The following is a 10,485-nucleotide window of genomic DNA, read 5'->3' on the forward strand; positions in this document are numbered from 1 at the left end:
GGGCGCAGCCCCGTTTTTCAGGGGCGCGGGGAACGGCGCGCTCAGCCACGCACGGCCCGCAGTCGGAAGCGTGCCCCAGGCCCCACCTCCTCAGGGGCGCGGGGAACGGCCCCCGCCGGGACGCAGGCGGGAGTGGTTTGTGGGGCGCCGTAGGGTTGACGGATCAGCAGATCGACATCGGACAGGGGACCAGCCATGGGCACTCCACGCCTGAGCAGTACGCCGTTGCCGGGAATCGGGGTGCGGTACGACCTCACGACCCGCGAACAACGCCGCATCTCCGTGGTCGCGCACCGCGACGGAGGCCGCACGCTGAGCGCGTACCGCAAGGACGACCCGGACGCCTGCGCCCTCTCCGTCCGGCTCTCCGCGGGAGAGTCCGACGCGCTCATCGACGCCCTGATGCCCGCCCACCACAGCCCCAGCCTGCTGTCCACGACCGAGCTGGGCCTGGTCGCCGAACGCATCGAGCTGTCGTCGACCTCGTACTGGAACGGACGCCTGCTGGGCGAGACCTGCATGCGTACGGAGACCGGCGTCTCGATCGTCGCCGTACTGCGCCGCGCCGAGGCCATCCCCTCGCCGGCGCCGGACTTCCGCCTCGCCGGCGGGGACACCCTCATCGTGATCGGCACCCGCGAGGGCGTGGAGTCGGCCGCGACCATACTCGGAAGGGAGTGACACGTGCATTCATCAGCGGTCTTCCTGATCGAGTTCGGCGCGATCATCCTCGGTCTCGGGCTGCTCGGCCGGTTCGCCGGACGCTTCCAGTTCTCGCCGATACCGCTCTACCTGCTGGCCGGACTGGCCTTCGGCGAGGGCGGGCTGCTGCCCCTGGGCACCAGCGAGGAGTTCGTCGCGATCGGCGCGGAGATCGGCGTCATCCTGCTGCTGCTGATGCTCGGACTGGAGTACACGGCGACCGACCTGGTCTCCAACCTCAAGACCCAGTACCCGGCGGGCCTCGTGGACGCCGCCCTGAACGCCCTGCCCGGCGCCGCGATGGCGCTGCTGCTCGGGTGGGGGCCGGTGGCCGCCGTCGTCCTCGCCGGCGTCACCTGGATCTCCTCGTCCGGTGTCATAGCCAAGGTCCTCGGCGACCTGGGACGGCTCGGCAACCGTGAGACTCCGGTGATCCTGAGCATCCTGGTCCTCGAAGACCTCTCCATGGCGGTCTACCTGCCGATCATCACCGCGCTGCTGGCCGGTGCGGGTCTCGCGGCGGGCAGTGCCACGCTCGCCATCGCGCTCGGTGTCGCCGGGCTCGTACTCGTCGTCGCGGTGCGGTACGGCCGCCACATCTCCCGGTTCGTGTCGAGCGACGACCCCGAGAAGCTGCTGCTCGTGGTGCTGGGACTGACCCTGCTGGTCGCCGGTGTGGCGCAGCAACTGCAGGTGTCGGCGGCCGTGGGGGCGTTCCTCGTCGGGATCGCGCTGTCGGGGGAGGTGGCGGAAGGGGCGCACGGGCTGCTGTCGCCGCTGCGGGACCTGTTCGCCGCCGTCTTCTTCGTCTTCTTCGGGCTGCACACGGACCCGGCGAGCATTCCGCCGGTGCTGCTGCCGGCGCTGGCGCTGGCCGTGGTCACCGCCGGGACGAAGATCGCGACGGGGTACTGGGCCGCCAAGCGGGCCGGGATCTCCGCGAAGGGGCGGTGGCGGGCCGGGGGGACGCTGGTCGCCCGCGGCGAGTTCTCGATCGTGATCGCGGGGTTGGCGGTGACGTCCGGTATCGAGCCGCGGCTCGGGCCGCTGGCCACGGCGTACGTGCTGATTCTGGTGATCGTGGGGCCGCTGACCGCGCGGTACACCGAGCCGGTGGCCGCGCTGCTGGGTGGGCGGCGGTCTGCGCGGCCGGCGGAGCCGGAGTCTGAGCCTGAGTCCGGGCTGGACGAGGCGCAGGACAGGGACCTGGTCCCCACCCCGGACGCCCCGGCGGAAAAGTAACGAGGCGCTGGCCGCGCCGTTGCCCGCGCCCCTGAGTGGGTGGGGGGACCACCCGGTTGCCGGTCCGGTGCGGGCCGGTTGTGGCTGGTCGCGCAGTTCCCCGCGCCCCTGGGGTGAGTGGGGGTTCGGCTGTGTGTCCGGTGCGGGTCGGTGGGGGCTGGTCGCGCAGTTCCCCGCGCCCCTGAAAGCCGGGCTGCGCCCAGGCTTTTGTGCCCCCGCCCCCACGCACCTAAGGGGCGCGGGGAACGGCGCGCTCAGCCACGTCCGGCCGGCGGTCGGAAACGCGCCTTCGCCTCCACGCACCTCAGGGGCGCGGGGAACTGCGCGGCCCGCCCCCACCGGCCCGCAGCCGAAAACGGGCCCCCGTTCAGCCTCCGTTCAGCCCCGAGGCGGCCCCTCCGGCGGCACGACCTCCCCCTCCACCACCCGCGGAGCGCCCGGTTCCGCAGTTTCCGTCGCCGCCCTCTTCTCAGCCTTCAGGATGCGCGCGGACTTGCCCGCCGAGCGTGCCAGGTCCGGGCCCTTCTTCACGGCCAGGACGACGATGACGACGACGAGGATGACGGCGAGCTCGCTCAGTCCGAACATGTGCGTCCTCTCCCCTTCGGCCCGCCGCCGTCAGACGCCGACGCCGAAGTCGGAGGCGATGCCGGAGAGCCCGGAGGCGTATCCCTGGCCGACCGCGCGGAACTTCCACTCGGTGCCGTGGCGGTACAGCTCGCCGAAGACCATCGCCGTCTCGGTGGCGGCGTCCTCGGACAGGTCGTAGCGCGCGATCTCGGCGCCGCCCGCCTGGTTGACGACGCGGATGAAGGCGCCCCGGACCTGTCCGAAGCTCTGCCCGCGGGCCTCGGCGTCGTGGATGGACACAGGGAAGACGATCTTCGCGACCTCGGCCGGCACGGTCGCCAGGTTCACCTTGACGGACTCGTCGTCGCCCTCGCCCTCGCCGGTGAGGTTGTCACCGGTGTGCTCGACCGAACCGTCGGGGCTCTTCAGGTTGTTGTAGAAGATGAAGTGCTGGTCGGAGAGGACCTTGCCCGACTCGTCGACCAGCAGCGCGGACGCGTCGAGGTCGTAGTCCGTGCCCGTCGTGGTCCGTACGTCCCAGCCGAGGCCGACCAGCACGGCCGTCAGGCCCGGCGCCTCCTTGCTGAGCGAGACATTGCCGCCTTTGGAAAGGGAAACTCCCACGCCGATCTCCTTATTGGTGCGAACGTTCCTCGTGGGGCAGAATCTACAGCACTGTAGAAAATAAGGAAGGAGACAGGACGTGACGGACCGACGGCAGCGTCCCCCGCGGCGGGGGCAGGGTGAGCTGGAGGCGCAGGTCCTGTCGGCCCTGTGCGCGGCGGACGGGCCCGCGACGGCGGGCTGGGTGCAGGAGCGGCTGGGTGGCGATCTCGCCTATACGACCGTCATCACGATCCTGACCCGGCTGCTGGCCAAGGGAGCGGTGACGCGTGAGCGCGTCGGCCGGTCCTTCGCGTGGACCCCGGCGTCGGACGAGGCGGGTCTGGCCGCCCGCCGGATGCGCAAGGTGCTGGACGGGGAGCGGGACCGGGAGGCCGTGCTCGCCAGTTTCGTGACGTCGCTGGAGCCGGACGACGAGCGGCTGCTGCGTGAACTGCTGGCCCATCCCGGCGGGGAGAGGGACGACTGGGCGTCGCCCTCCGCACAGTCGCATTCCGCGCAGTCGTCCTCCGTACGGTCACCCTCCGTGCGGAGTGGGTCTCATGGGTGACGGGGAGCCGTCAGCCCTCTTCCTGCTCCCCCTGCCCTTCCTCCTGCCCTTCTTCCTGCTCCTCGTCGTCCCCCTCGAAGGAGTCGCCCACCTCGTCCGCGATCTCCGCCGCCACCAGTCCGCCGGCGACCCCGACGGCGAGCCCCGCCGCACCCGCGGCGACCCCGGCGCCGATGCCGGGACGCGACCGCTCGTGCGCCTCGTGCCGGTCGTGGCCGTACGCCGCGTCGGGGTCGTACGACTCCCGGTGTTCGACCAGTTCCCGGACCCAGCCGTCGACCACGGTGTTCCAGTCCTGGTGGCCGACGCCCTCGTGGGAGACGGTGAACCGGGTGAGGGTGTCGTCGCCGGAGGAGAGGGGGCCGCCGCGTTTGTCGGCCTCCAGGACCACCTCCACGCCGGTGGGGGCGGCGAGGAAGGTCACCTCGATCTCGTTGACCGCGTGGGCGTAGGCGGGCGACGGGGTGAGTTCGAGCTCCTGGTGGAAGGGGAGCTGCTGGCCCGTGCCGCCGATCCGGCCGAGTTCCAGGTCCGCGGACCTGAAGCCGAAGCCGAGCTGCCCGAAGGCCTCCAGGACCGCCTCCTGGACGGGCCGGGCCGACACGGTCAGCCGGTCCAGGTCGGCCTTGTCCCGCGCGCCCGCCACCGAGAGTTCCGTACGAAGGCCGAGGGTGATGCCCAGCTCCTGCCCGTACAGCTCGGTGACCGGGGTCTCCCAGGGGAGCGTGACCGTGAACGGGACGGTGCGCTCCTCGCCCTCGGCGAGCGGGAAGCCGCCGCCGACGGTGAAGCGGTCGAAGACGACCCCGCTCCCGCTCTCCCCCTCCTCGTGTTCGGCCTCGACGCCCGCGACCAGTTCCAGCGTGACGTGCTCGATGTCGACGTCCGAGCCGCCGCCTCTGAGCCGGATCTCGCCGGAGAGGGTCCCGCCGGGCAGGGCGGGGGCGGGGCTCAGGACCGTGTCCACCGTGGGGCCGCCCACGCCGAGTGATCCGAGCAGCCGTTTGAACACCATCGAGGGGTCCACTCCTTCATGTGCGGGTGGTCGTGCCGGGCCGTGCTCCGCGTACCTGTACGCGGTCGTGCTCTACGTACATGTAGAGGTTAAGGGCGGCCCGCCGTACCGGAATCAGGCACCCCCGCCCCCACCTCACCTGGGAGAACGTGAGCTGTGCCACTCGTGACCGGCACCTCTGGACCACTTACTTTGCGATTCCTTTACACTGGTTCGAACGCCAGACGACGACGAAGGAGCAACGGTTCCACCATGGGTGAACCTCCTAGTACCAGCCGTGCCACCCCCGGCCCGAGACGTGTGCGTACGGGAGCGGGGGTGGCACGGTGACCGAGATCCTGCTGCTTCTGCTCGCCCTGTCGCTCACGCTGGCCTGCGCGGTGTTCGTGGCGGCCGAGTTCTCGCTGACCACCGTCGAGCGCGGTGATCTGGAGCGGGCGGCCGAGGCCGGCGAGCGCGGCGCGGACGGCGCGCTGAAGGCCGTCCGGAAGCTGACGTTCCAGCTGTCCGGTGCCCAACTGGGCATCACCGTCACCTCCCTGGTGATCGGCATGCTCGCCGAACCCTCGCTGGCCGTCCTCCTGGAGGGCCCGCTCAGGTCGGTGGGCCTGGGCGGCGCGGCCTCCACGACGGCGACCCTGCTCGGCGTGGTCCTCTCCACCGTCGTCCTGATGGTCGTCGGCGAGCTGGTCCCGAAGAACTGGGCGATCTCCCGCCCGCTGGCCGTCGCCAAGGTGGTCGCGGGACCGCAGCGCGCCTTCACGGCCGCGTTCGGCCCGTTCATCCGGCACCTGAACAACACCGCGAACCGGTTCGTACGCCGCTTCGGGCTGGAGCCCGCCGAGGAGCTGGCCTCCGCCCGCGGTCCGGAGGAACTGGTCGCGCTGGCCCAGCACTCGGCCGCCCAGGGGGCCCTGGAGCCGGACTCCGCCGAACTGTTCGTCCGTACGCTGCACCTGGGCGAACTGACCGCCCAGAACGTGATGACACCGCGCGTCGACGTACGGGCGCTGGAGGCGCACGCCACGGCCACCGACGCCGCCAACCTCTCGCACGCGACCGGTCTGTCCCGCTTCCCGGTCTACCGCGACAGCCTGGACGAGGTCGTCGGCACGGTCCACATCCGTGACGTACTCGCCCTGGAACCCGGCGACCGGGCCACGACCCCCGTCACCGAGCTGGCCACGGCCCCGCTCCTGGTGCCCGACAGCCTGCCCGCCGACCGTCTTCTGGAGCGCATGCGCACGGCCCGCACGATGGCCGTCGTCATCGACGAGTACGGCGGCACGGCCGGGGTGGCCACGGTGGAGGACATCGTGGAGGAGGTCGTCGGCGAGGTCCGCGACGAGCATGACCCCGTCGAGATCCCCGACCTGCTGCCCGCCCCCGCCACGGCGGACGGCCGGCCGGCCTGGGACGCGGACGGCGGCGTACGGCTGGACGAGCTGGCCGCGACAGGCCTGCGCGCCCCGGACGGCCCGTACGAGACGGTCGCGGGCCTGGTCGCCACCCGGCTGGCCCGCATCCCGGCCGAGGGCGACGTCCTCGACCTGGGCGGCTGGCGGCTGGACGTCCTCGCCGTGGAGCACCACCGGGCCGACCGCGTCCGGATCACCGGACCGGCCGCCGAGCCGGACGGCGATCACGACGACGGTCACGACGCAGAGCACGACGGCGGTCACGACGGCGAACCGGTCGGCCAGAGCGCGCGGGAGTCACGATGAGTACATCCACCACGATCCAACTGCTCATCGGCGCCCTGACCCTGCTGACCAACGCGTTCTTCGTCGGCGCCGAGTTCGCCCTGATCTCCGTACGCAGGAGTCAGATCGAGCCGCTGGCCCAGGAGGGCAACAAGCGGGCCCGGATGACCCTGTGGGGTCTGCGGCACATCTCGGCGATGATGGCGACCGCCCAACTCGGCATCACCGTCTCGTCGCTGGTGCTGGGCGCGGTCGCCGAACCGGCCATCGCGCATCTGCTGGAGCCCGCCTTCGAGGCGGCGCACATCCCGCACGGCCTGGTGCACCCGATCGCCTTCGTGATCGCGCTCACCGTGGCGACGTATCTGCACATGCTGTTCGGCGAGATGGTCCCGAAGAACATCGCGCTCGCCGCGCCCGCGCAGACCGCGCTGCTCCTCGGCCCGGCGCTGGTGGCCCTCACCCGGGCCCTGAAGCCGTTCATCTTCGGGATCAACGCCTTCGCCAACGCCCTGCTGAAACTGCTGCGCGTCGAGGCCAAGGACGAGGTGGAGTCGGCGTTCACGGACGACCAGCTCGCCCGGATGGTCGTCGACTCCAGCGAGGCCGGGCTCCTGACGGCCGCGGACGGCGAACGGCTGCGTGACGCACTGGAGCTGGGCACCCGCCCGGTCGGCGAGATCCTCGTCCCGGCCCAGCGGATGCGCACGGTCGACGACACCGTGACCCCGGCGCGGCTGGAACGCGCGGCGGCGGAGGCCGGCTTCTCGCGGCTGCCCGTGACCGGCGGGGACGGCACGCTGCTCGGCTACCTCCACATCAAGGACACCCTCGGTGTCGTCGAGCGGGACCGGCCGTTCCCGCGGAGCGCCCTGCACCCGGTGACCCGCGTCCGTATCGACACCCCGCTCGACGACACGCTCACCGCGCTGCGGGCCACGGGCAGTCATCTCGCGGCGGTCACCGGCGAGGCGGGCAAGGTCCTCGGCTTCGTCACCATGGAGGACGTCCTGTCGGAGCTGGTCGGACCGTCACCCGCGGGGGTCTGAACAGTGCCCTGTTGACCACTGCGACTATCGTGGCGATTCATGTTCGAACATGCGGTACTCACAACCCGCGGTACTTCGAACATGAATCGCTGCGAACGGGAAGTACGTCGGCAGAGGTCTGCGAAAGGCGCGTGGTGTCGGACGAGGGGCGGCTGGTCGCCGGACGGTACCGGCTGATCGAACGGATCGGCCGCGGCGGCATGGGCACCGTGTGGCGGGCCGAGGACGAGACCCTCAGCCGCGAGATCGCGCTCAAGCGGCTGCACGCCCAACACCACCTGACCGACGACGAACTCGCCACCGTCCACGAACGCACCCGCCGCGAGGCGCGCAGCGCCGCCCGTATCGCCCACCCGAACGTGGTCGTCGTCCATGACGTCGTGGACGACGACGGACTGCCCTGCATCGTCATGGAGTACGTCCCGGGCACCGACCTGGGCTCGGTGCTGAAGGACGGCGGGGCCGTACCGCCCGCGGAGGCGGCCCGGGTCGGCCTCGGCATGGTCGCCGCGCTGCGGGCGGCGCACGCGGCCGGGGTGCTGCACCGTGACGTGAAGCCGGGCAACGTACTCCTCGACGCGGCCGGCCGGGTGGTGCTCACCGACTTCGGCATCGCCATGACGACCGGCACCTCGACGCTGACCAAGACCGGCGAACTCGTCGGATCGGTCGACTACATCGCGCCCGAACGCATGAAGGGCGAGAAGCCCGGCCCCGCCACGGATCTCTGGGCCCTGGGGGCGACGCTCTTCCAGTCTGTCGAGGGGCGGCCCCCATTCCGCAAGGACACGGCGGTGGAGACCGCGTACGCCATAGCCGTCGACCCGCTCGCCCCCATGCGGCGGGCCGGGCCGCTGGAACCCCTCATCGCGCGGCTGCTGGCGAAGGACCCGCGGGAGCGCCCGTCGGCGGACGAGACCGAGCGGGCGCTGCGGGCGGTCGTCTCGGGGGCGGTACCGGTGGGGCCGGAGCCGCGGTCGGCGCCGGTGGATGCGGGGGCGGAGGCCGTGACCGGACCCGTCGCGGGCCCGGTGACCGGGCAGGTGACCGGACGGGCTACCTCGGTCGGTGACACCCTCCCCGCCGCCGGACGCGGGAACAGGAGACGCACGGTCGTCCGCAGCGCGGTGGCCGTGGCGCTGGCCGCGGCGGCCGTGGCGGGCGGGCTCTACGTGATGTCCGCCGACCACGGGGACGGCACACGGGACTCGGCGGTCTCCCCCTCACCCGACGGATCTCCCACCGGCTCCCGGCCGCCCGCCGTGCCCGAGGGCTTCCACCTGGTCGAGGAGAAGGAGCTGGGCGCCTCCTTCCCCGTACCGGACGGGTGGCGGCGCGACGACGCGAAGGCGACCGCCGAACAGGTCACCTACACCGACGAGTCGGGCCTGGTCGGGCTCACGGTCAACACCGTGAACCCCGCGGGCGACAACCCCGAGACGCACTTCGAGAACATAGAGGCCAACACCAAGCTCAACTACGACACGTACCGGAAACTGCGGATGCTGCGCACCACGTTCCGCGGGCAGCCCGCGGCGGTCTGGGAGTTCACCTTCGAGGGCCGGGTACGGGCCTTTCGCGCCATCGACTTCGGGTTCGGGGAAGAGGGCGGCACCGAGTACGACATCTACCTCTCGGCGCCGGAGGCCCGGTGGGACACGCACCGCCCGGTGTTCGACAAGGTCAAGGCCGGCTTCCGCGTCCACTGACGGCAGCCGGTCGCCGGGCGGGGTGACGTCACCGCAGCGGTCTGCGGATCCAGACCTCCCCGGCCATCGAGTCGGCGCCGGAAGCGCCGCCGAAAGCGGTGTCCGGGGCGATGTGCGGGCCGAGGACACCGAACCTCGACCATCCCCAGGCGCGGAACGCCTCCGCCGCGGCGCCCGGTGACCCGCCGTCCCCGTCCGCGCCGTCCCCGGTGCCGCCGGAGGGGCCGCCGGAGGGGTGGTCCGTGGCCCGGCCGGTGGCCGCGACGACCAGATCGGCGTCGAGCCGGATCAGCAGCCGTTCGACCAGGCGGGTGGCGATGCCGCGGCGGCGGTGGACCGGCAGCACCATCAGTTCGGCGAGCAGGAACGTACGGCCCGAGGCGGTGAGTTCCTCGATGTCCCTCGGCAGCTCACCCTGGAAGTCCGACCACCACTCGCCCGTACGCGGCACCCGGAACCCGTACGCGCAGCCGACCGTCCCGGCCGTGTCGGCGACCATCATGTCGAAGCCGGTGTGCTGCACATGCTGCTCGAGCCGGTGCAGGAAGCCCTGACGGTCACGGTGTTCCGCCCCCGCCGCGCCCCGGTACGCGCTGACGTACACGTCCGCGACGGCGTCCCGCTGTTGCTCCGCCTGCCACCGGGACAGTCTGCGCAAGTACACCTCAGCCATACGGGCCTCCCCCCGGCCGCGGGACGGGTATCCCCGGACTCGGCATCATCACAGCAGGAGCCGCCGTGGTAAACGGGGCCTCCGTAAGGGTGGGTGATGCTCCGTCATGTTCGGGACGGCCGCCGGCGGTGTCGCGCGGCCGGGCAAGGGGAGAGGGGAGCGGGAAGGAAGGTGGACGGGGGACCCCTGGAACACTCGTGCCCAGGGCCGTGGGGCCGTGGACGGCTTTGTCCGACGGACGACGGTTCACAGGGCTGTGCAGGGCCGCCGGTCTCGCCTACGCTCTGAACAGAATGTGAGTGAGGCTCACCTGGACCTCGTGGTCAGGGCCCGAGCCCGCCGATGACGACGAAGCCGTGGTTCACGGCTTCCCTCGCGCCCCCGGCCCCCGGGTGCACCAGCCCCTGATCCCCGGGCGCCAGGACGAGGCGATCGAGAACGCCGAGCCAGTTCCGCTCCCCGCCGCTTCCCTTGCGAGCGGGCCCCTGTCCACATGTCCCTTGCGGACCCGCCGACGGTGCACTCCCGCGTGCCGCCGCGAACCGACGAGGGATCTCATGCCCTGACACCGCTGCCGGGGGGCGGCGTGGAAGGGCGGTGCGGTCGCCGCCGGGGGGGCCCACCCCGCGGGGGGCCGCCCCACCCAGG

General features: G+C 72.0%; 10 protein-coding genes. 6 read left to right on the forward strand and 4 right to left on the reverse strand.

Features of this window, described 5'->3' with window-relative positions; translation table 11 throughout:
- The first annotated feature begins 195 nt into the window (after positions 1-195).
- Positions 196-681: a cation:proton antiporter regulatory subunit gene (locus ACFVH5_RS32485; protein WP_210881575.1), complete on the forward strand. Its 486-nt coding sequence runs from the start codon at positions 196-198 to the stop codon at positions 679-681.
- A gap of 3 nt (positions 682-684) precedes the next feature.
- Positions 685-1,944 carry a cation:proton antiporter gene (locus ACFVH5_RS32490; protein WP_385837304.1) on the forward strand — a complete coding sequence of 420 codons (1,260 nt, stop codon included), beginning with the start codon at positions 685-687 and terminating at the stop codon, positions 1,942-1,944.
- A gap of 378 nt (positions 1,945-2,322) precedes the next feature.
- Here ACFVH5_RS32490 and ACFVH5_RS32495 read toward each other — a convergent pair whose 3' ends face one another.
- Both ACFVH5_RS32495 and ACFVH5_RS32500 read right to left on the reverse strand, forming a co-directional pair.
- On the reverse strand, positions 2,323-2,532 hold the full coding sequence (locus ACFVH5_RS32495) for a twin-arginine translocase TatA/TatE family subunit (RefSeq protein WP_385837305.1): 210 nt from the start codon (positions 2,530-2,532) through the stop codon (positions 2,323-2,325).
- Between the two features lie 30 nt (positions 2,533-2,562).
- The gene (locus ACFVH5_RS32500) at positions 2,563-3,138 is read right to left on the reverse strand and encodes a TerD family protein (RefSeq protein ID WP_385837306.1); all 576 of its coding nucleotides are present in this window, start codon (positions 3,136-3,138) and stop codon (positions 2,563-2,565) included.
- Positions 3,139-3,217: 79 nt separating this feature from the next.
- Here ACFVH5_RS32500 and ACFVH5_RS32505 point away from each other — a divergent pair, with 79 nt between their 5' ends.
- Positions 3,218-3,688 (forward strand): BlaI/MecI/CopY family transcriptional regulator, encoded by a 471-nt coding sequence (locus ACFVH5_RS32505; protein ID WP_385837308.1) that lies wholly within the window; start codon positions 3,218-3,220, stop codon positions 3,686-3,688.
- A 10-nt stretch (positions 3,689-3,698) separates the two neighbouring features.
- On the opposite strand, the gene ACFVH5_RS32510 is transcribed toward ACFVH5_RS32505, so the two are convergent.
- Positions 3,699-4,703, reverse strand: a complete 1,005-nt coding sequence (locus ACFVH5_RS32510; protein ID WP_385837309.1) for a sporulation protein — start codon at positions 4,701-4,703, stop codon at positions 3,699-3,701.
- A gap of 326 nt (positions 4,704-5,029) precedes the next feature.
- Between ACFVH5_RS32510 and ACFVH5_RS32515 the strand changes: the two genes are divergently transcribed.
- From ACFVH5_RS32515 to ACFVH5_RS32525, 3 genes are all read left to right on the forward strand, one after another.
- Positions 5,030-6,427, forward strand: a complete 1,398-nt coding sequence (locus ACFVH5_RS32515) for a hemolysin family protein (protein ID WP_385837310.1) — start codon at positions 5,030-5,032, stop codon at positions 6,425-6,427.
- The gene (locus ACFVH5_RS32520) at positions 6,424-7,455 is read left to right on the forward strand and encodes a hemolysin family protein (protein WP_107017970.1); all 1,032 of its coding nucleotides are present in this window, start codon (positions 6,424-6,426) and stop codon (positions 7,453-7,455) included. Before ACFVH5_RS32515 ends, ACFVH5_RS32520 begins: the two co-directional genes overlap by 4 nt.
- 134 nt (positions 7,456-7,589) lie before the next feature.
- Entirely contained in the window at positions 7,590-9,164 is a 1,575-nt protein-coding gene (locus tag ACFVH5_RS32525) for a serine/threonine-protein kinase (RefSeq protein WP_385837328.1), read from the forward strand.
- A 28-nt stretch (positions 9,165-9,192) separates the two neighbouring features.
- Here ACFVH5_RS32525 and ACFVH5_RS32530 read toward each other — a convergent pair whose 3' ends face one another.
- Positions 9,193-9,837 (reverse strand): hypothetical protein, encoded by a 645-nt coding sequence (locus ACFVH5_RS32530; RefSeq protein WP_385837311.1) that lies wholly within the window; start codon positions 9,835-9,837, stop codon positions 9,193-9,195.
- Positions 9,838-10,485 lie beyond the last annotated feature (648 nt).

Source organism: Streptomyces sp. NPDC127119 (assembly GCF_042677425.1).
Taxonomy (GTDB): Bacteria; Actinomycetota; Actinomycetes; order Streptomycetales; family Streptomycetaceae; genus Streptomyces.